The sequence below is a fragment of the Kitasatospora aureofaciens genome (assembly GCF_019192735.1).
Taxonomy (GTDB): domain Bacteria; phylum Actinomycetota; class Actinomycetes; order Streptomycetales; family Streptomycetaceae; genus Kitasatospora; species Kitasatospora aureofaciens_A.
The window spans coordinates 50173-73556 of sequence record NZ_JAHTKP010000011.1 but is presented as its reverse complement, the minus strand read 5'-3'; the positions used below and the strand labels follow the sequence as shown (position 1 = coordinate 73556).

Below are 23384 nucleotides of genomic sequence, written 5' to 3'. Positions count from 1 at the left end.
CGTGGGGTTGTCGGGGCCGGCTGCGATGATGGACCGGTCTCAATGATTCGTTGTGGGGAGCCGCGTCCGTGCCGGAAGGCCACATCATCCACCGCCTCGCCGCCGAGAACGCCAACGCCTTCGGCGGCCGCCCGGTCCGCGTCTCCAGCCCGCAGGGCCGGTTCGCCGACGACGCCAGGCTGATCGACGGGCAGGTGCTCACCGAGGCGGAGGCCACCGGCAAGCACCTCTTCCTCGGCTTCGAGGAGGGCGCCTGGGTCCACATCCACCTCGGCCTCTACGGCGGCTTCACCTTCGGCACCGGGCCCGCCCCCGAGCCGGTCGGCCTGATCCGGCTGCGCCTGGAGAACGACGACGCCCACGCCGACCTGCGTGGCCCCAACACCTGCGCGCTGATCACCACCGCGGAGAAGGCCGCCGTCGCCGCCCGGCTCGGCCCCGACCCGCTGCGCGCCGACGCCGACCCGGACGCCGCCTGGCGCCGGATATCGGCCAGCCGGACGACGATCGCGGCGCTGCTGATGGACCAGAAGGTGCTCGCCGGCGTCGGCAACGTCTACCGCGCCGAAGTGCTGTTCCGGCACGGCATCAACCCGCACCGGGCGGGCCGCGACCTCTCCCGGGGCGAATGGGACACGATCTGGGCCGACCTGGTCCTGCTGATGCGCGAGGGCGTGGGCGCCGGCCGGATCGACACCGTCCGCCCCGAACACACCCCCGAGGCGATGGGCCGCCCGCCCCGCGTCGACGACCACGGTGGCGAGGTCTACGTGTACCGCCGTGCCGCGATGCCCTGCCTGGTCTGCGGCGCGGACGTGCGTACGGAGTCGCACGCCGCGCGGAACCTGTTCTGGTGCCCGACCTGCCAGGCGGCCTGAGGCCCTGATCCGCCCTCCGGCCCGGCGCGCAGCCCGTAGGCTGGGGCGGACCGGCCGGAGGGAGCAGGCGGATGGAGCGGCGGGAGGCGGCCAACGCCGTGTCAGGAACGGTGAGTGGCCATGTGGTGCAGGCCCAGAGCATCGGGGCGGTGCACTTCCACCCCGAGCCGCCGCCCACGCCCCATCAGATCCGCAGGCCCCGCCGCACCTTCGTCAACCGGGAGGGCGAGCTCGCCGCCCTGGTCGCGGCGCTGGGCCGGCTCGACGACGGTGAGCCGGCCATCGTCGCCTTCACCGGTCTCGGCGGTGTCGGGAAGACCGAGTTGATCTCCCAGTTCGTCGCACGGCACCGCGCACACTTCCCGCACGGAGACCTCTACGCCGACCTCGCGGCCTTCCGCCATCTCGGCGGGGTCGATCTCAGCGAGATCCTGGCGGGTTTCCTGCGTGCTTTCAAGGCTGAGGTGCCGGTCATGCTGGCGGAGCGGGCCGCTCGGTTCCGGACGGTCACGACGGGCAAGCGGGTGCTGGTGTTCCTGGACAACGTCGAGCACGCCAGCGAGGTCCGCACGCTGCTGCCGTCCGACGGGCTGGTGGTCGTGGCCGGGCGCCGGCGGCTGCCAGGCCTGGTGCTGGACGGCGCCGAGGTGCGGAGGCTGGACCCGCTGAGCACCTCGGCGGGCACGGAACTGGTGCGCCGCTGGCTCGGGCCGGACCGGGGCACCGATCGGGAGCTGTGCGAGCTGGTCGAGCTCTGTGACGGGCTGCCGCTCGCGCTGAACGCGGTGGGCTTCCAGCTGGTCGGCCACGGAGAGCTGGAGGTCGACCAGATCGTGGCCGAACTCTCCGACGCGGACCGCAGGTTGGCCTCGCTCAGCAACGAGGAGGGCGCGATCGGCCAGATGCTCGACCAGGTGTACGGCCGGCTGTCCCCGGAGGCCCGGGCGCTGTACCACCTGGTCGGTACGAACCCCGGGCCGTTCGTGTCGGCCGAACTGGCCGAGGCGAGCGGCGTCGAACGGGTGCGGGACGGGCTGACCGAACTGCGCGCCGCCCACCTGCTGGACGAGGTGGAGGACACCGCGCCGGGTCAGCGTTTCCGCGCTCACGATCTCGTGCGCCTGCACGCACGCGGACGGGCCCGCGAACTCCCCGAGCGGATCGGGCTACTGGCGCGCATCGTCGCGTACTACCGCGGCGAGGCCGCGCTGGCGGACTCGTTGGTGCTCGGGAAGCGGTTCCGGCTCCAGGAGCCCGTCGAGGCGGCGTGGCCGGGCTTCGCCACCAAGCCGGAGGCGCTGGAGTGGCTCCGGGCCGAGCGGGCCAACCTGCGTGAGACGGTGCGCGCGGCGGCCGAACAGGGGTGGCACGGCGAGGTGTGGCGGCTGTGCGAATCCCTCTGGGCGCTCTACCACAGCGGCAAGCACTACGGGGACTGGGTCGAGACGCACCGGCTCGGGGTCGAGTCGGCGCAGTGGGACGGCCGGCCCGGCGCGGTGATTCGGATGCGCAACCAACTGGCCCGGGCCTACTACGAGCTGAAGGACTTCCCGCGCGCCACCGAGCAGTTGGCGTTGGCGTCGGAGCAGTTGCCGCTCGTGGCGGAGCCGCGGCTGAGCGGTGTGCTGTACGAGACCAACGGCCTGGTCCGCCTGGCCGAGGGCCGTCCGGACGAGGCGGTGGAGCTGTTCCGGCTGGCGCTGGAGGACAACCGGTCCGACCCGCACGGGGTTGTGGTCCAGAGCTACAACCTCGCCCAGGCCCTGACGGCGGCCGGCCGGGTGGCGGAGGCCCTGACCGTCCTGGACGAGGCGACGGCGCTGGCCGAGGAGACCGAGGACGACCCGATGCTCATGCGGCTGCCGCTGGTGCGGGCCCGGGCCCACCGGGCACTGGGGGATCTCGACCTGGCCGTCCGGCACGCGGACGAGAGCGCCCGGCGTGCGCGCGACCTGGGGCAGCGGGCCAAGGAGGCGGAGGCGTTCACGCTGCTCGCGGCCCTGGCGGAGGAGCTCGGCGACGCCGAGTTGGCCGAGCGCGCTCGGGTCCGGCTCGGCGAACTGAAGGAAGCGAACTGAGGGACTAGCCGGGCGGCGGCGTGAAGGCCACCCGGGTGCGGTGCTCGCCGGTGCGGATGGTCAGGCCGTGCTCGGGCAGGTTGCCCGGGTCGCCGCCCTCGGCCAGCCAGAGCGCGACGGCGCCGCCGAGCAGGAGCGGGTCGAGGCCGGGCTGGACACCGCCGTACGGGCGTTCGGCGTGCGCCTCCAGGAGTTCGCCGGTGCGGAGCCGGAGCAGGCCGCGGTCGTGGCCGAGGGCGGCCACGGCGACGAGGAGGCCGGGCAGTTCGGCGGCTGCCTCGGCGAGCCAGTGCTCGGCGGGTCGTTCGGCGTGGATCTCGGTCCTGGCCAGGACCTCGGCGACGGACCGGAGTTCCACCGTCGGCACGGTGGCGCTGAGCACGAAGACGCCTCGGGCGTGGCCGTCCGGATCGATCGGGAACCGGCGGACCGAGACTTCGGCGCCGTCGGACTCGCCCTCGACGTCGTAGGCGGCCGGCGGCTCGACGGCGAGCGGGACCGGCGCCGGGTAGGGCGGCAGCGGCTCGGGTGCGACCAGGTTCTCGATCTTCTTCGACAGGAAGTCGAACAGGACGGGGGCCAGCTCGGGGACGGCCCGGTGGCGTTGCCCGAGCGAGCGGTCGGTGATCGGCCGCAGGAGTTCCGGGTCGTACTTGGCGATGGCCGTTTCGAGTTGGGCGAGCAGGTCGCCGTCCGGGTCGAGTGCGGGTGCGGCCTGGCCGAAGGCGTAGGTGGGGGAGTGCGGGTCGAGTTCGGCGGCGCCGGTGGCGACCAGCAGGGTGGGGTGGTCCAGCGCGGAGCCGTAGAAGGAGACCGAGCCGTGGTCGCCGATCAGCACGTCGGCGGCGACCAGGGCGGCCTGCCAGCCCTGGTGCGGCGGGATGAGCCGCAGGCCGGAGCGCCGGGCGGTGGCGAGCAGCGTCTCGGGGTCGTGCTTGGCCCAGATGTTGGGGTGCAGGATCACGGCCACGGTGTACTCGTCGGCCGGGAGCTGTTCGATCAGCCGGTGCGGCAGGTCGAGGCTGCGGGCGGCTAACGAGTGCTTGCTCCAGGTGGAGTTGACGACGACGAGGCGGCGCCCGTCGATCGCCCCGAGGGCGGCGCGGTAGTCGTCCCGGCGGCCGAGGCTGGCGAGCATCCGGGTGAAGCCGAGGTCGCCCACGTCGCGTGCGCGCGGCAGTGCCTCGGGGCACCAGGCCCTCAGCCGGCCGAACTGCTCCTCGTGGGAGAGCCCGATGACCGCGGGGAACACCCGCCCCCGGTGCGTGAGTTCGTTCCGGGACAGGCCGGCGGCACTCACCTCGTCCCCCGTGGACTCGGTCACCAGGCGGTTGTATCCGGCGCCGTGCGGCAGGACGACGAGCGGGGCGTGCAGCCGGTGCATCGAGGCGTGGACGGCGCAGGCGACCGCGAGGTCGAACTCGTACCGGACGGCCTCCTCCCAGGGGAGGACCGTGATGCCGGGCTGCTGGTCGTCCAGGTACGTGTCGAGCCCCGCGGTGAACTCCGAGCCCGGGTTGACGGTGATGTAGCACTTGATGCCGGCCTGCGGGCGCACCAGCAGGGTGAGGACGTCCAGGACCCGGGTGGCCGAGGTGAGCGTCCGGGTGACCGCGAGGACCCGCGCCTTGACAGGCCAGGTCTCCCAGCGCTCTTCGTCGGGCCAGGACCGGGGCCGGCGCCGCAGGCGGTTCAGCACCCCATGATCGTACTCACCCCGCCCCGCCCCGGCGCACCCTTCGCGAGGGCCGGTCAGCCCGAGGGTCGGTCAGCCCGAGGGTCGGTCAGCCGGCCGCCGCGGTGGGCTCGTGGTGTTCGGCGGCGGCGCACTCGTCGAGGAGGGGGCGCATGCTGTCGTCGACGAGCCGGTAGCGCACGACGCGTCCGTCCTTGTCGCCAGTGACCACGCCGGCCGTGCGGAGCAGCCGCAGGGCCTGGGAGACGGCGGGGTCGCGCATGCCGGTGGCAACGGCGAGGTCGGTGACGGCGAGTGGGCCGGCCCGGTGGAGGGCTAGCAGGAGGGCGAGCCGTCCGGGGTCGGCGAGCAGGGAGAACCGCTCGGACCAGGTGCGGACGTGCGTGGCGTCGCCGATCGCGGCGATGGCCTCGCAGACCCGGTGTCCGTCGATGGTGCGGTGGCCCGCGCGGTCGGCCGGTACGAGATGCATGCGCACATTCTTGCAGCCCCCGGGCTGTGATCCTGGACACCTGCGCAGGTGCGCAGCCTTGCAACGGTGGGGCCGGACCCCTACCGTGTTCCCCGCCGTGGTGCTCGGGAAGACCGGTGACGGACCCTCAGGGGTCCCAGTCCGGAGCGGCCCTCGCCACTGTTATCGGGGGAGTCGTCCGTACCCACGACGCCACTGGGCGCCTTTGCGCGCCTGGGAAGGCGGGTGCGGAAGCCCCGTAAGCCAGGAGACCGGCCACGGCATCTCACGACGTCATTCCACGAGGTGCTGGAGCGTGATCCGAAGATGACCCTGCCCGAAACCGCCGCCCCCGAGGCGGCCCCCTCCGTCCTGCCCACCTTCCGGTGGAGACGCGAGGACACCATCCGTACGGCCGGGCTGATGGGGGTGATCCTGGCCATGCACGTGGTGGCGTTCGGGACGCTCATCTTCCTGGTCGCGCCCCACAACTACGCGGTCGGCACCGAGGTCTTCGGGGTCGGCCTGGGGATCACCGCGTACACGCTCGGCATGCGGCACGCCTTCGACGCGGACCACATCGCGGTGATCGACAACACCACCCGCAAGCTGATGGCGGACGGCAAGCGGCCGGTCTCGGTGGGCTTCTGGTTCGCGCTCGGCCACTCGTCGATGGTGGTCATCATGGCCGCCCTGGTGGCGGGCGGCGCGCAGCTGGCGAACACGCTGATGGACGACCAGTCGACCACCCACCAGTGGCTGGGCGTGGTCGGCACGACGGCCTCCGGCGGGTTCCTCTACCTGATCGGCGCGCTCAACCTGGCGGCGCTGCTCGGCATCCTCAAGGTGTTCCGGGCGATGCGGGCCGGGCAGTACGACGAGGCGGAGCTGGAGGAGCACCTCAACTCGCGCGGCTTCATGGCCCGGGTGCTGAACCGGGCGACCCGCTCGATCACCCGGCCGGGGCAGATGTTCCCGGTGGGCATGGTGCTCGGCCTCGGCTTCGACACCGCGACCGAGGTGACGCTGATGGTGATGGCCGGCTCGGGTGCGGCGGCCGGACTGCCCTGGTACGCGATCGTCTGCCTGCCGCTGCTGTTCGCGGCGGGGATGAGCCTGTTCGACACGCTGGACGGGACGTTCATGAACTTCGCGTACCAGTGGGCCTTCGCCAACCCGGTGCGCAAGGTGTACTACAACCTGACGATCACTGGGCTGTCGATCGCGGTGGCGTTCGTCATCGGCACCATCGAGCTGGTCGGGGTGCTGCACGAGAAGCTGGACCTGACCGACCCGGTCACCGGCTGGATCGCGGACATCTCGCTGGACAACGTCGGCTACGCGATCGCCGGGCTGTTCGTCGTGGTCTGGGCCGCGGCGATCGCGTACTGGAAGCTGGCCGGGGTCGAGAAGCGCTGGGATCCGCAGGGGTCGTGACAGGCCTTGCGGCTCAGGACGCTGCCAGCAGCAGCGTCCCCGCGACGGCGAGCCCGGCGCCGAGCACCTGGACCGGGCGCAGCCGCTCCTTCAGCACCCCGCGCGCCATCAGCGCGGTGACCACGGGGTAGAGCGAGGCGAGCACGGCGGCCACCGCCGCCGAGCCGCCGTGCGAGGCCATCGCGTACGTGCCGTTGGCGGCGACGTCGGCCAGCGGGGACACCACGCCCATCGGGCCGAGCGCGAGCGCCCGGTAGAAGGCGAGGATCGCGAACGGGCCGATCACCCCGGCGGCGACGGCGTACCAGAGCGCGGGGGAGGCGTCGGCCCAGCCGCCGGTGGCCAGGACGGCGAGGAGGAGGACGGCGGCGGCCGCGGCCTGGGAGGCGACCACCACGGCGAGCGCTGGCAGGCGACGGGTGAGCGCATCCGGTGGGGACGGTGGAGATCCTCCGGATCGAGGAGGGTGAGCTGACCCTGGTGCACGGCGAGCGTGACCACCGGGTGCCGGCGGGGAACACCGTCTCGTTCGACGCCTCGTTTGCGCATGCCTACCGCAACGCGGGGGAGCGGACCGTGCTGATGACCATGGTGGTGTCCGTCCCGCCCCCGCGCTGATCCCTGCCTGTGACGAACGGCGCCTTCCCCGGTTGTGCGGGGGAGGCGCCGTTCGTCGTGGCGGCTCAGCTGTGCCGGTCGCCGTAGCGCTGGCGGAAGCGCTCGACCCGGCCGGCGGTGTCGAGCACACGGGACTGGCCGGTGTAGAAGGGGTGGCTCGCCGAGGAGATCTCGACGTCGATCACCGGGTAGGTGTTGCCGTCCTCCCACTCGATCGTGCGGTTGCTGGTGACCGTCGAGCGGGTCAGGAAGGCGAGGCCGCCGACCTTGTCGCGGAAGACGACCGGGCGGTAGGCGGGGTGGATGCCGGGCTTCATGGGGGCTCCTTGGCTCTACGTGCGTGTGGGGGTTCGGCGCTCTTCGGGTCAGCGCTCTTCGCGGAAGTCGACGTGCTGCCGCGCGACCGGGTCGTACTTGCGCAGCACCATCCGGTCCGGATCGTTCCGGCGGTTCTTGCGGGTCACGTACGCGTAGCCGGTGCCGGCGGTGGAGCGGAGCTTGATGACGGGGCGCAGTTCACTGCGGGCCATGGGTCCTCCCGGGGGTCGATGGTGCGGCGGTTCGGGGCCGGGCCGAAACCGTACACCGAAATGGAAGTCATTTTCATCTGGTGTAACGTGACCTCCGTCCTGCCCATTCCCGGACCGCTTGGGAGCCCCCATGTCCGCACACTGCCAGCTCACCGGCCGCCGGCCGGGCTTCGGCAACGCGATCTCGCACTCGCACCGCCGCACCCCCCGCCGCTTCGACCCCAACATCCAGCGCAAGCGCTACTGGCTGCCGAGCGAAGGGCGGTACGTCCGGCTCACGCTCAGCGCCAAGGGCATCCGCACCGTCGACACGATCGGCGTCGAGGCCGCCGTCGCCCGCATCCGCGCCCGGGGGGAGAAGGTCTGATGGCCAAGCAGAGCAAGATCGCCAAGAACGAGCAGCGGCGCGCCGTCGTCGCCCGGTACGCCGAGCGCCGCGCCGAACTCAAGCGGATCATCGCCCACCCCGGCACCGACCCCGCCGACCGCGCCGCCGCCCAGGCCGAACTCGCCCGCCAGCCGCGCGACGCCAGCGCCACCCGGGTCCGCAACCGGGACGCCGTCGACGGCCGCCCGCGCGGCTACCTGCGCGCCTTCGGCCTCTCCCGGGTCAACCTCCGCGCCCACGCGCACGCGGGCCACCTGCCCGGCGTCCGAAAGGCGAGCTGGTGAGCGGCGTGGACGGGACCAGGCTGCCGGTGGTGGTCGTCGCCGGGCTGCACGCCGACGAACGCCGCTGCGCGGTCAACGAGTTGACGGCGGCCGCGGTCGACGCCGTGGTCCTCCGCCACGACCTGCGCGACGCCTCGCTCGGCGTCGTCCACCGTGAGCTGCGGGACGCGGGCGGCGTGTTCGACCGGGCCGACGTCCCGCTGGCCAACGACTGCCCGTGCTGCGCCCTGCGCGAGGACCTGCTGCCGCGCCTGCTGCGGATCGCCGACGAAGGCCGGCACGGGCTCGCCGTCGTCGAACTCTGGGGCGGCAGCGACCCGCACCCCGCCGTCGAGGTCATCGCCGGGGGAGAGGTCGACGGCTGGCACCTCGACGACGCCGTCGAACTCGCGGGCGTCGTCACCGCCGTCGACCCCGACCGGCTCACCGGCGAACTCTCCGTCTCCGACGACCTCGTGGAACACGGCGAACACACCGCTGCCCAGGACTCCCGCACCCGCGCCGAGGCCCTCGCCCACCAGATCGAGTACGCCACCACCCTCGCAGTCCCGCACGCGACCGCGCACACGCCGGGGCTCGCGATGCTCCGCCAGCTCCACCCCACCGCCCGCGTCGTCCGGCTCGGCACCGGCGCGCTCACCCGGGCCGCGCTCGGCGGCTTCGACGTCGCCGCCGCCCGCGACCGGGTCAACCCGGCGCTCGCGCTGCTCCCGCAGGAACACGACGAGGGCGGCGTCACCACGATGGTCTGGGAACGGCGCCGGCCGCTGCACCCGGAGCGGCTGCACGAGGCGCTGGAACTGCTCGTCCCGGCCGCCCAGCGCAGCCGGGGGCGGTTCTGGCTCGCCAACCGGCCCGAGCTGATGCTCGCGTGGGACGCGGCCGGCGCGAACCTGGCCGTCGAGGAGTGCGGGCCGTGGCTGACCTCGCTGCCCGACGCGGCGTGGGACCTCTACCCGCCCGCCCGGCGGGCCGCCGCCGCCCTCGACTGGCACCCGACGCACGGCGACCGGGTGCAGCAGCTCAGCTTCACGGCCGAGGGGCTGGACGTGGACGGGATCACCCACCTCCTCGACTCCTGCCTGCTCACCGACGCCGAACTCGCCGCCGGCGAACCCGGCTGGAAGGCGCTGCCCGACGCCTTCCAGGACCTGCTCGACCCCGTCCCCTGACGTCCCCCGAGGAACCGCTACCGTGCGTAAACGACTCAACCCGCCCAAGCCCCGGCCCAACCCGCTGCTGGCGGCCGGCATCGAGTACATCGACTACAAGGACACCGACCTGCTGCGGAAGTTCATATCCGACCGCGGCAAGATCCGCAGCCGCCGCGTCACCCGCCTCACCGTCCAGCAGCAGAGGGCGATGGCCCGGGCGATCAAGAACGCCCGCGAGATGGCCCTGCTCCCGTACGCCTCCGGCCCGACCCGATAGGAGACCCCGATGGCCGTCCCCAAGCGCAAGACCTCCCGCAGCAACACCAGGCACCGCCGCGCCCAGTGGAAGGCGACGGCCCCGAAGCTCGTCCCGATCACGGTGAACGGCCGGGAGCTGCTCGTCCCGCAGAACCTGGTCCCGGCCTACCGTCGCGGGCTGATCGAGCCGGGGGAGGTGTAGAAGGGCGAGGTGTGGAAGGGGCCCGCCGTAGGGGCGCAGGCGCGCGGGTGGGGGCGTGACGGGAGCAGAGCGTGCCCTGTCGGGGGTGCTCGGCGGGCGGATCGGGGTGGGGGTTCGTAGGCTCGACGCATGGCTGATGCGTACGCGGGCCGGCGGGAGCGTCTGAGGGAGCACTGCAGTGCGGCCGGGGCCGATGCGGCGCTGATCACCCGGCCCGCGAACGTGCGGTACCTGACCGGCTGCGCGCCCTGCGGGGCGACGCTGCTGCTCACCCGGGACCGGGCGCTGCTGGCGCTGCCGGACGACCTGCCGCCGGACGACACCGGGGAGCACCTGATCGCCCCGGAGGTCGCCCAAGTGCCGGTGCCGACCGGGGCGGACACCGCGCTGGCCGCCGCGGCCACGGCCGCGCGGCTGCGGGTGTCGGCCCTGGCGGTGGAGGAGCACGACCTGACCGTGACCCGGCACCGGGCGGTGGCGAGCATGGCGGAGGGGGTCCGGCTGGCGGAGCTGGGGCAGGTGGTGGAGCGGCTGCGGGTGGTCAAGGACGAGCACGAGATCGCCGACCTCCGGATCGCCGCGGAGATCGCCGACCAGGCGCTCGGCGAGCTGCTGGAGTCGATCCTGGTCGGCCGGACCGAGCGGCACCTGGCCATGGAGCTGGAGCGCCGGATGATCGACCACGGCGCGGACCGGGCGGCCTTCCCGGTGTCGGTCGGCACCGGCAGCCACTCCGGCCAGCCCGCCCACCAGCCGACCGACCGCCGGGTGGAGGAGGGCGACTTCCTGACCGTGGTGCTCGGCGCGCAGTACCGCGGGTACGGGGTGTCCAGCGCCCGGACCTTCGTGATCGGGGCCGCGCCCGCGCCCTGGCAGGTGGAGCTGCACCGGCTGGTGTTCCGGGCGCAGCGGGCCGGCCGCGAGGCGCTCGGGCCGGGCGTGGAGCAGTGCGTACCCGACCGGGCCGCGCGGCAGATCCTGGAGGCGGCCGGGTACCCCGAGGCCTCCCCGCACCCGGTGGGCCACGGCATCGGGCTGGAGATCCGGGAGGCGCCGCGCCTCGGTCCCGCGGACATGGGTAAACTGGACAGCCGCGTACCGGTCACCGTCGGCCCGGGGGTCCACATCCCGGGCAAGGGCGGCGTCCGGATCGAGGACACGCTCGTCGTGCGCCCCCTCGAAGAGGGCGGGCCCGAGCTGCTCACCATCACCACCAAGGAGCTCCTCGCCCTGTGACCGCGGCCCTGCGACGGCCGTCGGCGGCAGGACGCAACCCCTTGGTTCCTTGACAGCTATATCCAGGAGTAAGTGCGCCCGTGGCTTCCACGAACGATCTCAAGAACGGCATGGTCCTCAAGCTGGAGGGCGGCAAGCTCTGGTCCGTCGTCGAGTTCCAGCACGTCAAGCCCGGCAAGGGCCCGGCCTTCGTGCGCACGAAGCTCAAGGAGGTCCTGACCGGCAAGGTCGTCGACAAGACCTTCAACGCCGGCACCAAGGTCGAGACCGCCAACGTCGACAAGCGTGGCATGCAGTTCTCGTACAAGGACGGCGAGAACTTCGTGTTCATGGACACGGACACCTTCGACCAGGTCGCGATCGAGCCGTCCGTCGTCGGCGACGCCGCCAAGTACCTGCTCGAGGGCTTCGACGCCCTGGTCGCCATGTACGAGGGCTCCCCGCTGTACATCGAGCTCCCGGCCTCCGTCGAGCTCGTGATCTCCCACACCGAGCCGGGCGTCCAGGGTGACCGCTCCACCGGTGGCTCCAAGCCGGCCACGCTGGAGACCGGCGCCGAGATCGCCGTGCCGCTGTTCATCGTCACCGGCGAGAAGATCAAGGTCGACACCCGCGATGGCAGCTACCTCGGCCGGGTGAAGTAAGTCCGTGTCGGCCGCACGCAGCAAGGCCCGTACCCGGGCCTTCCAGATCCTCTTCGAGGCCGACCACCGCGGGGTCGACCCGCAGCAGGTCCTCGCCGACTGGGTGGCCCGCGCCCGCGAGCCCAAGCCCGACGAGGGCACGCCGCAGGTCGGCGAGTACACCATGGAGCTGATCGAGGGGTACGTCCAGTACGCCGGGCGTATCGACGACCTGATCGAGCAGTACGCCGTGGGCTGGACGCTCGACCGGATGCCGATCGTGGACCGCAACGTCCTGCGGCTCGGCGCCTACGAGCTGATCTGGGAGGACGGCGTCCCGGACGCGGTCGTCCTGGACGAGGCCGTCGAGATCGCCAAGGAGTTCTCCACGGACGACTCCCCGGCCTTCGTCAACGGTCTGCTCGCCCGCTTCCTGGAGCTGAAGCCGAGCATCCGCCGGTAACGGCACGCGGAGCCCCGTGAACGGCCGCCGGACCCGATAATCGGGTCCGGCGGCCGTCGCGCGTTTCACCCGGGTGGCGTATGTTGGGACCCTACTCGTCAGTAACTTGGCGGCGGGTATCCCCAGGTATTCCCCCACGCACATCCGCAGTGAAGGGCAGGCCACCCCCATGACCACCGCGATCCGCAGCGAGTTCGACCAGGGCATCGCGCTGACCGGACACCCCGACGAGCCCGGCCGCTACGACGGCGAACTCGGCGAGGGCTGGCAGATCGGCGGCGGCGTCAACGGCGGGCTGCTGCTCGCCGTCGCCGGACACGCACTGTCGCTGGAGCACGGCGACCACCCGGATCCGATCTCGATCAGCGGTTACTACCTGTCCGCCTCGGCGCCCGGCCCGGCCACCGTCCGCACCGAGGTGCTGCGCACCGGCCGCGGCCTGTCCACCGGCACCGCCTCGCTCAGCCAGGACGGCGTCGAGCGGCTGCGCGTGGTCGCCAGCCACGGCGACCTGGCCGCCGCCGAGGGCGAGGTGCGCACCAGCGCGCAGCCGCCGCAGCTGCCGCCGCCGGACCAGTGCATCGGCGTCGAGCACGCCCCCAAGGCGCTGATCGACCAGGCCGCCCTGCTGGAGCGCTTCGACCTGCGGCTCGACCCGGCCACCGTCGGCTGGGCGCTCGGGCAGCCGTCCGGCAGCGGACGGATCCAGGGGTGGTTCCGGCTCGCCGACGGCCGCGAGCCCGACCCGCTGCTGCTCCTGCTGGTCGCCGACGCGCTGCCGCCGGTCACCTTCGACCTGGGGATGCCCGGCTGGGCGCCTACCGTCGAGCTGACCGTCCACCTGCGGGCCAGGCCGGTGCCCGGCTGGCTGCGGGTCACCCACGCCACCCGGAACCTGGCGGGCGGGTACTTCGAGGAGGACGCCGAGGTCTGGGACGAGGCCGGCCGCCTGGTCGCGCAGTCCCGCCAGCTGGCCCGGGTGCCGCGGCAGGCGTGAAATTCGGCCTATTACCGTTGGTTACATTCCTGTGACACGCCGTACGTGTGCGGCGCGCGGGGCTGGGGAGGACAACGGTCAGCGGCAAGCCCGCCGCTGACCGTCACCCCGTTTCGACGGTGCCCGCCGACGCCAGGAGCGAACACGTGAGCGAGCGAAGCGAGCGAGCCATCGGTAGGTGCGCGTGGGCGAATGCCCTCGCCGAGCGGAGCGAGGCGGGCGCATGAGCCGCAACAGCCGTCCTCGCCGCATCTCCGACTGCACCGCCGGCGGCTTCCGGCCGAACGCGCGGGCGCCGCACCAGCGGCACCGGGCCGAGGGCGCCGACCAGGCCTTCGTCATCGGGGTGCTGACCAGCGCCGCGGACTTCGAACGGGCCCGCGCCTGGCGGGTGACCGACGCCCCCGACTACGAGCGCTACCTGGCCGACACCGCCGAGCTGCTCGCCGAGGCGCAGCGCCGCTTCGACACCGTGCGGGCGCGGATGTTCCACCCGCAGGACTTCGCCGAGTTCTGCGTCCTGCACGGGCTGGACCCGGCCGAGTCGGCCGCCCGCGACCGCTACCTGATCAACCCGCCGCTGCAGACCCAGCTGCTCGCCTACCAGGGCGAGGAACTGGCCGGCGACTTCGTGCCGCGCCTGGTCCGCGCCCGGGAGAACGGGCTGACGCTCTGCCACGCCGACCTGCTGCTCGACGGCGGGCTGTACGAGGGCGCGGGCGGCGGCGCGGGCGAGGCGGACGAGGAGCACGGCCGCTGGGTGCGCGCCGCCCACCAGCGCGGCACCGAGGTGTTCCGCCAGATGCTGGTCGGCGCGGGCGCCGGGGTGTACGAGCTGCGCCTGCGGCTGGACGCGCCGGGCGGGCGGCTGAGCGCGGCGGCGCGGATCCTCCAGTGGGAGGACGGCGTGGTGCGGATCAACGACGAGGACCTGGAGCTGGTCTGCGCGGTGCTCTGCGCCGGCCTGGCCCTGGAACTGCCGGGGGTGGCGGTGCTGCACGGCTCGCAGGGGTCGGCGGCGGCCTGCGGGGAGTACCGGCCGGCCGCGTGGGCCTGGTCGAGCGGCGGGCCGGACTGGGCGCCGGCGGCCCGGCCGGTGCGGCTGGACGGTGTGGCGGCGCAGCCGGGCTACAGTCTGGGGACGGTCTGCTGACCGGTCCGGTGACTCAGGGACGTGTGACGGCAGGGATGCGCCACGGCGCGACCCCCGGGGTCCGGGGTGCCGCGCCGTGACGTTTCTGCGTGTACCTGCTTGTTTCCGCTGGCCGGAGCCGGTGCGGCGAGCGTCAGCTCGCCTCCTCCTCGCGCACCGCGCGGCGCGCGTCGGGGTTCAGGACACCCCAGGAGATCAGCTGCTCGGTCAGGATCGACGGCGACTGGTCGTAGATGACGGCGAGCGTGCGCAGATCGTCCTGGCGGATCGAGAGCACCTTGCCGTTGTAGTCGCCGCGCTGGCTCTGGATGGTCGCCGCGTAGCGCTGCAGCGGGCCGGCCTTTTCGGACGGGACCTGGGTCAGTCTCTCCAGGTCGAGCACCAGGCGCGGCGGCGGCTCGGCCGCGCCGCCGGGGGTTCCGCCGGGCAGCAGCTCCTGCACCGGGACGCCGTAGAACTCCGCCAGTTCGGCCAGCCGCTGCACGGTGACCGCACGGTCGCCGCGCTCGTACGAGCCGACGACGACTGCCTTCCAGCGCCCCTGGGACTTCTCCTCGACACCGTGCAGGGAGAGACCCTGCTGAGTGCGGATCGCTCGGAGCTTGCCTCCGAGTTGCTTCGCGTAGTCGCTGGACATTGATCTCCCCGGACGAGATTGCTTCGCGTTCAGTGGTGGGTCACGGGCGAATGCCGACGCCGTTACCGGTGGGTTCGACGTCCGTCTCGTAACTCACTGTGAGGTTACGTAGAGTAAGGTAGTTGCGTCAAGCCGAATGGGGCAGTCGTGCGAATGGCCCGCATCGGTGACGCGTCCGGGGCGTTAACCCGGTGAAGCGGAATGGTGGAGGTCCGTTTGCCGGTCGGCGCGCTGATAGGATGACCTGAAGCCCGCGCCCGGTCCGGCGGGGCTTCTCCCAGACATCCTTTAAGGCCCGTCCCGTGAGGCGGGGAAGGAGGTCCGCTTCGGCATGACCACACACCAGGATCCGTCACCCCGCGCACCGCACCAGGTGCTGGACGGCACGGACATCGCCCGGGTCGTCACCCGGATAGCGCACGAGATCGTCGAGCGCGCCAAGGGCGCCGAGGACGTCGTGCTGCTCGGCATCCACACCCGCGGCGTGCACCTCGCCCGCCGCCTGCACGGCCGGCTGGCCCAGATCACCGGCCGCGACATCCCGCTCGGCACCCTGGACATCACGATGTACCGGGACGACCTGCGGCTCAAGCCCGCCCGCGCCCTGGAGCACACCGAGATCCCGGCCGGCGGCATCGACGGCAAGCTCGTGATCCTCGTCGACGACGTGCTCTTCTCCGGCCGCACCATCCGCGCCGCGCTGGACGCGCTCAGCGACATCGGCCGCCCGCGCGCCGTCCAGCTCGCCGTCCTGGTCGACCGCGGCCACCGCGAGTTGCCGATCCGCGCCGACTACGTGGGCAAGAACCTCCCCACCTCGCTGCGCGAGGCCGTACAGGTCCGCCTCGCCGACACCGACGGCGTGGACGCCGTCCTGGTCGGTGACCGCGACTACACCGCCCGCAGCTCGCAGGCGCTGGCCCCCCAGCCGTCCGAACCGCACCTCCCGGAGTAACCCGCGTGAAGCGCCACCTCGTCTCCGCCGCCGATCTCACCCGCGACGACGCGCTGCTGATCCTGGACACCGCCGAGGAGCTTGCCCAGCTCTCCGGACGGGCCGTGAAGAAGCTGCCCACGCTGCGCGGCCGGACCGTCGTCAACCTCTTCTTCGAGGACTCGACCCGCACCAAGACCTCCTTCGAGGTCGCCGAGAAGCGGCTCTCCGCCGACGTCATCAACTTCTCCGCCAAGGGCTCCTCCGTCTCCAAGGGCGAGAGCCTCAAGGACACCGCGCTGACCCTGCAGGCCATGGGCGCCGACGCGGTCGTCATCCGGCACCACGCCTCCGGCGCTCCGGCCCGGCTGGCCCAGTCCGACTGGCTGCACGGCAGCGTCATCAACGCCGGTGACGGCACCCACGAGCACCCCACCCAGGCGCTGCTCGACGCCTTCACCATGCGGCGCCACCTCAACCCCGGAGCGTCGGGCAATGCCCTTCGGCAAGGGCTGGACGGGCGCCGGGTGACGATCGTCGGCGACGTCCTGCACAGCCGGGTCGCCCGCTCCAACGTCCACCTGCTGACCACCCTCGGTGCCCAGGTCACCTTCGTCGCCCCGCCGACGCTGCTGCCGATCGGCATCGAGAACTGGCCCTGCGAGATCAGCTACGACCTGGAGAGCGTGCTCCCCAAGTCGGACGCCGTGATGATGCTGCGGGTCCAGCGCGAGCGGATGAACGCCGCGTTCTTCCCGACCGAGCGCGAGTACAGCCGCCGCTACGGCCTGGACGGCACCCGGATGGCCCAGCTGCCCGAGCACGCCATCGTCATGCACCCCGGCCCGATGGTCCGCGGCATGGAGATCACCGCCGAGGTCGCCGACTCGCCGCGCTGCACCGTGGTCGAGCAGGTCGCCAACGGCGTCTCGATCCGGATGGCCGTCCTGTACCTGCTGCTCGGCGGCGCCGTCTTCGCCGACGGCCCCGCCGACACCCCCCGCACCGATTCCGTGGAGACCGCTCAGTGACCACCTACCTGATCCGCAACGCCCAGATCACCGGCGGCGCCCCGCAGGACCTCCACCTCGCCGACGGTGTGATCAAGGCGATCGGCACCGACCTGGCGGTCGAGGCGGACATCGAGATCGACGCCACCGGCCTGATCGTGCTGCCCGGCCTGGTCGACCTGCACACCCACCTGCGCGAGCCCGGCCGCGAGGACGCCGAGACCGTGCTCACCGGCACCCAGGCCGCCGCGATGGGCGGCTTCACCGCCGTGCACGCGATGGCCAACACCACCCCGGTGGCCGACACCGCCGGCGTGGTCGAGCAGGTCTGGCGGCTCGGCCAGGAGGCCGGCTACTGCGACGTGCAGCCGGTCGGCGCCGTCACCGTCGGCCTGGAGGGCAAGAAGCTCGCCGAGCTGGGCGCCATGCACGAGTCCGCCGCGAACGTCCGGGTCTTCTCCGACGACGGCAAGTGCGTCGACGACGCGGTGCTGATGCGCCGCGCGCTGGAGTACGTCAAGGCCTTCGACGGCGTCGTCGCCCAGCACGCCCAGGAGCCGCGGCTCACCGAGGGCGCCCAGATGAACGAGGGCCAGGTCTCCGGCGAGCTCGGGCTCGGCGGTTGGCCGGCCGTCGCCGAGGAGGCGATCATCGCCCGCGACGTGCTGCTCGCCGCGCACGTCGGCTCCCGGCTGCACGTCTGCCACGTCTCCACCGCCGGCTCGGTCGAGATCATCCGCTGGGCCAAGGCCAAGGGCTGGGACGTCACCGCCGAGGTCACCCCGCACCACCTGCTGCTCACCGACGAGCTGGTCCGCTCCTACGACCCGGTGTACAAGGTGAACCCGCCGCTGCGCACCGCCGAGGACGTCCAGGCGCTGCGCAAGGCGCTCGCCGACGGCACCATCGACGCCGTCGCCACCGACCACGCGCCGCACCCGGCCGAGGACAAGGACTGCGAGTGGGCCGCCGCCGCGATGGGCATGGTCGGCCTGGAGACCGCGCTGTCGGTCGTGCAGCAGACCATGGTGGACACCGGCCTGCTGAACTGGGAGGGCGTCGCCGACCGGATGTCGCGTCGGCCGGCCCGGATCGGCCGTCTCGCCGGGCACGGACGGCCCGTCTCGGTCGGTGAGCCGGCCAACCTGGTGCTGTTCGATCCCGCGTACCGTGGTGCCGTGAACCCGGAGAGTTTCGCCACCCGCAGCCGCAACACCCCCTACCGGGGCCTCGACCTGCCCGGACGGGTGCACGCCACCTTCCTGCGCGGGCGGGCCACCGTGCTGGCCGGCGAGCTGGCCGAGCAGGGCGGCGAGGAGTGATGTCCTTCGCCCCGCTCGCGCAGGAGCAGGCCAAGGTCACCAACTGGCCCGGGTACATCGGCTGGGCCGTCGGCCTGCTGATCGTGATCGCCCTCGTCTACTGGCTGATGCGCCAGGGCTGGAACTGGCGGCGCACCCTCCAGTCCGGCATCCCGCCGCTGCCCGCCGTGCCGGCCGGCGCAGGCCGGACCATCCTGGAGACCAGCGGCCGGTACCACGGCACCACCACCGCCGGGAACTGGCTCGACCGGGTCGTCGCGCACGGCCTGGGCAACCGCAGCCGCGCCGACCTGACCCTCGGCGAGGACGGCCTGCTGGTGCGGCGCCCCGGCGACGTCGACCTCTGGATCCCGGCCGGGCACCTGACCGGTGCCCGTACGGACTCCGGGATCGCCGGCAAGGTCGTCCCGGCCGGGCTGCTCGTCGTCACCTGGACGCACGACGGCACCGAGCTGGACTCGGGGTTCCGGGCCGACCACCCCGACGAGCACGCCGCCTGGGTCGAGGCGGTCGCTCAACTCGCAACACGTACGAAGACGAAGACGGAAGAGGCCGCGCAATGACCGCACCTGCCCCCACCACGCAGCGCCAACGGCGGGAGAGGGTTCCTGCCGTGCTCGTCCTGGAGGACGGCCGGACCTTCCGCGGCCAGGCGTACGGCGCCACCGGCGAGACCTTCGGCGAGGCGGTCTTCAACACCGGCATGTCCGGTTACCAGGAGACCCTGACCGACCCGTCGTACCACCGCCAGGTGGTCGTGATGACCGCCCCGCAGATCGGCAACACCGGCTGGAACGACGAGGACGACGAGTCGAAGCAGATCTGGGTGGCCGGCTACGTCGTCCGCGACCCCGCCCGGGTGCCGTCCAACTGGCGGGCCAAGCGCTCGCTGGACGAGGAGCTCGTCCGCCAGGGCGTCGTCGGCATCAGCGGCATCGACACCCGGGCGCTCACCCGGCACCTGCGCGAGCGCGGCGCGATGCGCTGCGGGATCTTCTCCGGCGAGGCGCTGGCCGACCCGGCCGCCCTGCTCGCCCGGGTGCAGCAGTCGCCCGAGATGAAGGGCGCCGACCTGTGCGCCGAGGTGGCCACCACCGAGCCGTACATCGTGCCCGCGATCGGTGAGAAGAGGTTCACCGTCGCCGCGCTGGACCTCGGCATCAAGGCGATGACCCCGCAGCGGATGGCCGAGCGCGGCATCGAGGTGCACGTGCTGCCGGCCAACGCCACCCTGGAGGACGTCTACGAGGTCAACCCGGACGGCGTCTTCTTCTCCAACGGCCCGGGCGACCCGGCCACCGCCGACCACCAGGTCGCCGTCGCGCAGGGCGTGCTGGAGCGCAAGACCCCGTTCTTCGGGATCTGCTTCGGCAACCAGATCCTCGGCCGCGCGCTGGGCTTCGGTACCTACAAGCTCAAGTACGGCCACCGCGGCATCAACCAGCCGGTGCAGGACCGCACCACCGGCAAGGTCGAGGTGACCGCGCACAACCACGGCTTCGCCGTGAACGCACCGCTGGACAAGGTGAGCGACACCCCTTACGGGCGGGTCGAGGTCTCCCACGTCTGCCTCAACGACGACGTGGTCGAGGGCCTCCAGGCGCTCGACGTACCCGCCTTCAGCGTGCAGTACCACCCCGAAGCGGCCGCCGGCCCGCACGACGCCGCCTACCTGTTCGACCGCTTCGTGAAGCTCATGGAGGGCCAGCGTGCCTAAGCGCACTGACATCAAGTCCGTCCTGGTGATCGGGTCCGGCCCGATCGTGATCGGCCAGGCCGCCGAGTTCGACTACTCGGGCACGCAGGCCTGCCGCGTCCTCAAGGCCGAGGGCCTGCGGGTCGTCCTGGTCAACTCCAACCCGGCCACGATCATGACCGACCCGGAGATCGCCGACGCCACCTACGTCGAGCCGATCACCCCCGAGTTCGTCGAGAAGATCATCGCCAAGGAGCGCCCCGACGCGCTGCTGCCGACCCTCGGCGGGCAGACCGCGCTCAACGCCGCGATCTCCCTGCACAAGGCCGGCACGCTCGACAAGTACGGCGTCGAGCTGATCGGCGCCGACGTCGAGGCGATCAACAAGGGCGAGGACCGCGACCTGTTCAAGGGCGTCGTCGAGGCCGTCAACGCCAAGATCGGCCACGGCGAGTCCGCCCGCTCGGTCATCTGCCACACCATGGACGAGGTGCTGGCCGGCGTCGACACGCTCGGCGGCTACCCGGTCGTCGTCCGCCCCTCCTTCACCATGGGCGGCGCCGGCTCCGGCTTCGCCCACAACGAGGAGGACCTGCGCCGCATCGCCGGGCAGGGCCTGACCCTCTCGCCGACCACCGAGGTGCTCCTGGAGGAGTCCATCCTCGGCTGGAAGGAGTACGAGCTGGAGCTGATGCGCGACAAGCACGACAACGTCGTGGTGGTCTGCTCCATCGAGAACTTCGACCCGATGGGCGTGCACACCGGTGACTCGATCACCGTCGCCCCGGCGATGACGCTCACCGACCGCGAGTACCAGATCCTGCGTGACATCGGCATCGCCGTCATCCGTGAGGTCGGCGTCGACACCGGTGGCTGCAACATCCAGTTCGCCGTCAACCCCGACGACGGCCGGGTCATCGTCATCGAGATGAACCCGCGCGTCTCCCGCTCCTCGGCGCTCGCCTCCAAGGCCACCGGCTTCCCGATCGCCAAGATCGCCGCCAAGCTGGCCGTCGGCTACACGCTGGACGAGATCCCCAACGACATCACCGAGGAGACCCCGGCCTCCTTCGAGCCGAGCCTCGACTACGTCGTGGTCAAGGTGCCGCGGTTCGCGTTCGAGAAGTTCCCGAGCGCCGACGCGACGCTGACCACCACCATGAAGTCCGTCGGCGAGGCCATGGCCCTCGGCCGCAACTTCCCCGAGGCGCTGCAGAAGGCGCTGCGCTCGCTGGAGAAGAAGGGCTCCCAGTTCGCCTGGACCGGCCCGGTGGGTGACAAGTCCGCGCTGCTGGAGAAGGCCGTCGTGCCGACCGACGGACGGATCAACACCGTCATGGAGGCGATCCGGGCCGGCGCGACCCCGGAGGAGGTGTTCGAGGCCACCAAGATCGACCCGTGGTTCGTCGACCAGCTCTTCCTGCTCGACGAGATCGCGGGCGAGCTGGCCGACGCCGCCGAGCTCACCCCCGAGCTGCTGCGCCACGCCAAGCGGCACGGCTTCTCCGACCAGCAGATCGGCGAGATCCGCGGCCTGCGGTCCGACGTGGTCCGCGAGGTCCGGCACGCGCTCGGCATCCGCCCGGTGTTCAAGACCGTCGACACCTGCGCCGCCGAGTTCGCCGCGAAGACCCCGTACTTCTACTCGTCCTACGACGAGGAGAACGAGGTCGCCCCGCGTACCAAGCCCGCCGTGATCATCCTCGGCTCCGGCCCGAACCGCATCGGCCAGGGCATCGAGTTCGACTACTCCTGCGTGCACGCCTCCTTCGCGCTGGCCGAGGCCGGGTACGAGACCGTGATGGTCAACTGCAACCCGGAGACCGTCTCCACCGACTACGACACCTCCGACCGGCTCTACTTCGAGCCGCTCACCCTGGAGGACGTCCTGGAGATCGTCCACGCCGAGAAGCAGGCCGGCCCGCTGGCCGGCGTCATCGTCCAGCTCGGCGGCCAGACCCCGCTGGGCCTGGCCCAGGCGCTCAAGGACAACGGCGTGCCGATCGTCGGCACCCAGCCCGAGGCGATCGACCTCGCCGAGGAGCGCGGCGCCTTCGGCCGCGTCCTGCGCGACGCCGGCCTGCCCGCGCCCAAGCACGGCACCGCCTTCTCCTTCGAGGAGGCCAAGGCGATCGCGGACGAGATCGGCTACCCGGTCCTCGCCCGCCCGTCCTACGTGCTCGGCGGCCGCGGCATGGAGATCGTCTACGACGAGCCCTCGCTCGCGTCCTACCTGGAGCGCCACGCCGGCCTGATCTCCGAGCACCCGGTGCTCATCGACCGCTTCCTCGACGACGCGGTGGAGATCGACGTCGACGCGCTCTACGACGGCACCGAGCTCTACCTCGGCGGCGTCATGGAGCACATCGAGGAGGCCGGCATCCACTCCGGCGACTCCGCCTGCGCGCTGCCCCCGATCACCCTCGGCGGCTTCGACATCAAGCGCCTGCGCACCTCCACCGAGGCCATCGCGCGCGGCGTCGGCGTCCGCGGCCTGATCAACATCCAGTTCGCGCTGGCCGGGGACATCCTCTACGTCCTGGAGGCCAACCCGCGCGCCTCCCGGACCGTGCCGTTCACCTCCAAGGCCACCGCGGTGCCGCTGGCCAAGGCCGCCGCCCGGATCTCGCTCGGCGCCACCATCGCCGAGCTGCGCGCCGAGGGCCTGCTCCCGGCCGAGGGCGACGGCGGCACGCTGCCCGCCGACTGCCCGATCTCCGTCAAGGAGGCCGTGATGCCGTGGAGCCGCTTCCGCGACGTCCACGGCCGCGGGGTGGACACCGTGCTCGGCCCGGAGATGCGCTCGACCGGCGAGGTCATGGGCATCGACAAGGTCTTCGGCACGGCCTACGCCAAGGCCCAGGCCGGTGCCTACGGCGCGCTGCCGACCAAGGGCAAGGTCTTCGTCTCGGTCGCCAACCGCGACAAGCGCAACCTGGTCTTCCCGGCCCGCGCGCTGGTCGACCAGGGCTTCGAGGTGCTCGCCACCGCCGGCACCGCCGAGGTGCTGCAGCGCGGCGGCATCCCGTCCACGCTGGTGCGCAAGCACAGCGAGGGCGAGGGCCCGAACGGCGAGAAGACGATCGTCCAGCTGATCCACGACGGCGAGGTCGACCTCATCATCAACACGCCGTACGGCACCGGCGGGCGCCTCGACGGCTACGAGATCCGCACCGCGGCCGTCGCCCGCGCCGTGCCCTGCCTGACCACCGTCCAGGCGATGGGCGCGGCCGTCCAGGGCATCGACGCGCTGCTGCGCGACGAGGTCGGGGTGATGTCGCTCCAGGAGCACGCCGAGCTGATCAACGCCGGCCGCAAGTAGCACCACCGCAGTGGGGG

At 72.4% G+C, this 23384-nt stretch carries 25 protein-coding genes, 1 pseudogene and 1 riboswitch; of the genes and pseudogenes, 20 read left to right on the top strand and 6 right to left on the bottom strand.

Going from position 1 to position 23384, the window contains the following annotated elements:
* Positions 1 to 68: 68 nt before the first annotated feature.
* The gene (locus KV557_RS14125; RefSeq protein ID WP_218200251.1) at positions 69 to 878 is read left to right on the top strand and encodes an Fpg/Nei family DNA glycosylase; all 810 of its coding nucleotides are present in this window, start codon (positions 69 to 71) and stop codon (positions 876 to 878) included.
* 110 nt (positions 879 to 988) lie between these two features.
* Positions 989 to 2956: a tetratricopeptide repeat protein gene (locus KV557_RS14120; RefSeq protein WP_218200250.1), complete on the top strand. Its 1968-nt coding sequence runs from the start codon at positions 989 to 991 to the stop codon at positions 2954 to 2956.
* A 4-nt stretch (positions 2957 to 2960) separates the two neighbouring features.
* On the opposite strand, the gene KV557_RS14115 is transcribed toward KV557_RS14120, so the two are convergent.
* Both KV557_RS14115 and KV557_RS14110 read right to left on the bottom strand, forming a co-directional pair.
* Entirely contained in the window at positions 2961 to 4655 is a 1695-nt protein-coding gene (locus tag KV557_RS14115; protein WP_218200249.1) for a hypothetical protein, read from the bottom strand.
* Positions 4656 to 4740: 85 nt separating this feature from the next.
* Positions 4741 to 5124 (bottom strand): ArsR/SmtB family transcription factor, encoded by a 384-nt coding sequence (locus tag KV557_RS14110; protein WP_218200248.1) that lies wholly within the window; start codon positions 5122 to 5124, stop codon positions 4741 to 4743.
* An 81-nt stretch (positions 5125 to 5205) separates the two neighbouring features.
* Positions 5206 to 5398: riboswitch (cobalamin riboswitch) on the top strand.
* A gap of 32 nt (positions 5399 to 5430) precedes the next feature.
* Between KV557_RS14110 and KV557_RS14105 the strand changes: the two genes are divergently transcribed.
* A complete protein-coding gene (locus KV557_RS14105) occupies positions 5431 to 6540 on the top strand; it encodes a HoxN/HupN/NixA family nickel/cobalt transporter (protein ID WP_218200247.1) in 1110 nt (369 codons plus the stop codon).
* 13 nt (positions 6541 to 6553) lie between these two features.
* On the opposite strand, the pseudogene KV557_RS14100 reads toward KV557_RS14105, so the two are convergent.
* Positions 6554 to 6964 (bottom strand): annotated as a pseudogene (locus KV557_RS14100) (EamA family transporter); the annotation flags it as partial.
* A gap of 17 nt (positions 6965 to 6981) precedes the next feature.
* On the opposite strand from KV557_RS14100, the gene KV557_RS14095 reads away from it, so the two are divergent.
* Positions 6982 to 7158 carry a cupin domain-containing protein gene (locus KV557_RS14095; protein ID WP_308129887.1) on the top strand — a complete coding sequence of 59 codons (177 nt, stop codon included), beginning with the start codon at positions 6982 to 6984 and terminating at the stop codon, positions 7156 to 7158.
* 65 nt (positions 7159 to 7223) lie between these two features.
* Here KV557_RS14095 and KV557_RS14090 read toward each other — a convergent pair whose 3' ends face one another.
* Both KV557_RS14090 and rpmG read right to left on the bottom strand, forming a co-directional pair.
* Entirely contained in the window at positions 7224 to 7475 is a 252-nt protein-coding gene (locus tag KV557_RS14090) for a type B 50S ribosomal protein L31 (RefSeq protein ID WP_218200245.1), read from the bottom strand.
* 48 nt (positions 7476 to 7523) lie between these two features.
* On the bottom strand, positions 7524 to 7688 hold the full coding sequence (gene rpmG / locus KV557_RS14085; RefSeq protein WP_218200244.1) for a 50S ribosomal protein L33: 165 nt from the start codon (positions 7686 to 7688) through the stop codon (positions 7524 to 7526).
* Between the two features lie 130 nt (positions 7689 to 7818).
* Between rpmG and rpmB the strand changes: the two genes are divergently transcribed.
* The 10 genes from rpmB to KV557_RS14035 all read left to right on the top strand — a co-directional run bounded on the left by rpmB (position 7819) and on the right by KV557_RS14035 (position 14446).
* Positions 7819 to 8055 carry a 50S ribosomal protein L28 gene (gene rpmB / locus KV557_RS14080; RefSeq protein WP_218200243.1) on the top strand — a complete coding sequence of 79 codons (237 nt, stop codon included), beginning with the start codon at positions 7819 to 7821 and terminating at the stop codon, positions 8053 to 8055.
* On the top strand, positions 8055 to 8360 hold the full coding sequence (gene rpsN, locus KV557_RS14075; RefSeq protein ID WP_218200242.1) for a 30S ribosomal protein S14: 306 nt from the start codon (positions 8055 to 8057) through the stop codon (positions 8358 to 8360). The genes rpmB and rpsN overlap by 1 nt, the downstream gene beginning before the upstream one ends.
* The gene (locus KV557_RS14070; protein ID WP_218200241.1) at positions 8357 to 9532 is read left to right on the top strand and encodes a CobW family GTP-binding protein; all 1176 of its coding nucleotides are present in this window, start codon (positions 8357 to 8359) and stop codon (positions 9530 to 9532) included. The genes rpsN and KV557_RS14070 overlap by 4 nt, the downstream gene beginning before the upstream one ends.
* Before the next feature lie 22 nt (positions 9533 to 9554).
* Positions 9555 to 9791, top strand: a complete 237-nt coding sequence (gene rpsR / locus KV557_RS14065; protein WP_218200240.1) for a 30S ribosomal protein S18 — start codon at positions 9555 to 9557, stop codon at positions 9789 to 9791.
* A 9-nt stretch (positions 9792 to 9800) separates the two neighbouring features.
* Positions 9801 to 9974 carry a 50S ribosomal protein L32 gene (gene rpmF, locus KV557_RS14060; RefSeq protein ID WP_218200239.1) on the top strand — a complete coding sequence of 58 codons (174 nt, stop codon included), beginning with the start codon at positions 9801 to 9803 and terminating at the stop codon, positions 9972 to 9974.
* Positions 9975 to 10103: 129 nt separating this feature from the next.
* Positions 10104 to 11210 carry a M24 family metallopeptidase gene (locus tag KV557_RS14055; RefSeq protein WP_218200238.1) on the top strand — a complete coding sequence of 369 codons (1107 nt, stop codon included), beginning with the start codon at positions 10104 to 10106 and terminating at the stop codon, positions 11208 to 11210.
* Positions 11211 to 11290: 80 nt separating this feature from the next.
* Positions 11291 to 11854: an elongation factor P gene (gene efp, locus KV557_RS14050; protein WP_218200237.1), complete on the top strand. Its 564-nt coding sequence runs from the start codon at positions 11291 to 11293 to the stop codon at positions 11852 to 11854.
* A 4-nt stretch (positions 11855 to 11858) separates the two neighbouring features.
* Positions 11859 to 12296, top strand: a complete 438-nt coding sequence (gene nusB / locus KV557_RS14045) for a transcription antitermination factor NusB (RefSeq protein WP_218200236.1) — start codon at positions 11859 to 11861, stop codon at positions 12294 to 12296.
* A gap of 169 nt (positions 12297 to 12465) precedes the next feature.
* Positions 12466 to 13293, top strand: coding sequence for a thioesterase family protein (locus KV557_RS14040; protein WP_218200235.1), 828 nt, complete (start codon positions 12466 to 12468; stop codon positions 13291 to 13293).
* A gap of 223 nt (positions 13294 to 13516) precedes the next feature.
* Positions 13517 to 14446, top strand: a complete 930-nt coding sequence (locus tag KV557_RS14035) for a hypothetical protein (protein WP_218200234.1) — start codon at positions 13517 to 13519, stop codon at positions 14444 to 14446.
* A gap of 133 nt (positions 14447 to 14579) precedes the next feature.
* On the opposite strand, the gene bldD is transcribed toward KV557_RS14035, so the two are convergent.
* Positions 14580 to 15083: a transcriptional regulator BldD gene (gene bldD / locus KV557_RS14030; protein ID WP_031072501.1), complete on the bottom strand. Its 504-nt coding sequence runs from the start codon at positions 15081 to 15083 to the stop codon at positions 14580 to 14582.
* Between the two features lie 331 nt (positions 15084 to 15414).
* Here bldD and pyrR point away from each other — a divergent pair, with 331 nt between their 5' ends.
* Genes pyrR through carB form a run of 6 tightly spaced genes read left to right on the top strand, consistent with a single transcriptional unit; the run spans position 15415 to position 23367 of the window.
* Entirely contained in the window at positions 15415 to 16038 is a 624-nt protein-coding gene (pyrR, locus tag KV557_RS14025) for a bifunctional pyr operon transcriptional regulator/uracil phosphoribosyltransferase PyrR (RefSeq protein WP_218200233.1), read from the top strand.
* A gap of 5 nt (positions 16039 to 16043) precedes the next feature.
* A complete protein-coding gene (locus KV557_RS14020) occupies positions 16044 to 17048 on the top strand; it encodes an aspartate carbamoyltransferase catalytic subunit (protein WP_218200232.1) in 1005 nt (334 codons plus the stop codon).
* Positions 17045 to 18349 (top strand): dihydroorotase, encoded by a 1305-nt coding sequence (locus tag KV557_RS14015; RefSeq protein ID WP_218200231.1) that lies wholly within the window; start codon positions 17045 to 17047, stop codon positions 18347 to 18349. Before KV557_RS14020 ends, KV557_RS14015 begins: the two co-directional genes overlap by 4 nt.
* Entirely contained in the window at positions 18349 to 18912 is a 564-nt protein-coding gene (locus tag KV557_RS14010; RefSeq protein WP_218200230.1) for a PH-like domain-containing protein, read from the top strand. Before KV557_RS14015 ends, KV557_RS14010 begins: the two co-directional genes overlap by 1 nt.
* The gene (gene carA / locus KV557_RS14005) at positions 18909 to 20066 is read left to right on the top strand and encodes a glutamine-hydrolyzing carbamoyl-phosphate synthase small subunit (protein ID WP_218200229.1); all 1158 of its coding nucleotides are present in this window, start codon (positions 18909 to 18911) and stop codon (positions 20064 to 20066) included. Before KV557_RS14010 ends, carA begins: the two co-directional genes overlap by 4 nt.
* Positions 20059 to 23367, top strand: coding sequence for a carbamoyl-phosphate synthase large subunit (gene carB / locus KV557_RS14000; RefSeq protein ID WP_218200228.1), 3309 nt, complete (start codon positions 20059 to 20061; stop codon positions 23365 to 23367). Before carA ends, carB begins: the two co-directional genes overlap by 8 nt.
* Positions 23368 to 23384: the final 17 nt, after the last annotated feature.

Excerpts from the sequence above, each read along its gene's own strand:
- KV557_RS14110 (WP_218200248.1), bottom strand. The coding sequence starts at position 5,124 with ATGCATCTCGTACCGGCCGACCGCGCGGGCCACCGCACCATCGACGGA.
- KV557_RS14105 (WP_218200247.1), top strand. The coding sequence starts at position 5,431 with ATGACCCTGCCCGAAACCGCCGCCCCCGAGGCGGCCCCCTCCGTCCTG.
- KV557_RS14090 (WP_218200245.1), bottom strand. The coding sequence starts at position 7,475 with ATGAAGCCCGGCATCCACCCCGCCTACCGCCCGGTCGTCTTCCGCGAC.
- rpmG (WP_218200244.1), bottom strand. The coding sequence starts at position 7,688 with ATGGCCCGCAGTGAACTGCGCCCCGTCATCAAGCTCCGCTCCACCGCC.
- rpmB (WP_218200243.1), top strand. The coding sequence starts at position 7,819 with ATGTCCGCACACTGCCAGCTCACCGGCCGCCGGCCGGGCTTCGGCAAC.
- rpsN (WP_218200242.1), top strand. The coding sequence starts at position 8,055 with ATGGCCAAGCAGAGCAAGATCGCCAAGAACGAGCAGCGGCGCGCCGTC.
- rpmF (WP_218200239.1), top strand. The coding sequence starts at position 9,801 with ATGGCCGTCCCCAAGCGCAAGACCTCCCGCAGCAACACCAGGCACCGC.
- KV557_RS14055 (WP_218200238.1), top strand. The coding sequence starts at position 10,104 with ATGGCTGATGCGTACGCGGGCCGGCGGGAGCGTCTGAGGGAGCACTGC.
- KV557_RS14040 (WP_218200235.1), top strand. The coding sequence starts at position 12,466 with ATGACCACCGCGATCCGCAGCGAGTTCGACCAGGGCATCGCGCTGACC.
- KV557_RS14035 (WP_218200234.1), top strand. The coding sequence starts at position 13,517 with ATGAGCCGCAACAGCCGTCCTCGCCGCATCTCCGACTGCACCGCCGGC.
- bldD (WP_031072501.1), bottom strand. The coding sequence starts at position 15,083 with ATGTCCAGCGACTACGCGAAGCAACTCGGAGGCAAGCTCCGAGCGATC.
- pyrR (WP_218200233.1), top strand. The coding sequence starts at position 15,415 with ATGACCACACACCAGGATCCGTCACCCCGCGCACCGCACCAGGTGCTG.
- KV557_RS14010 (WP_218200230.1), top strand. The coding sequence starts at position 18,349 with ATGTCCTTCGCCCCGCTCGCGCAGGAGCAGGCCAAGGTCACCAACTGG.
- carA (WP_218200229.1), top strand. The coding sequence starts at position 18,909 with ATGACCGCACCTGCCCCCACCACGCAGCGCCAACGGCGGGAGAGGGTT.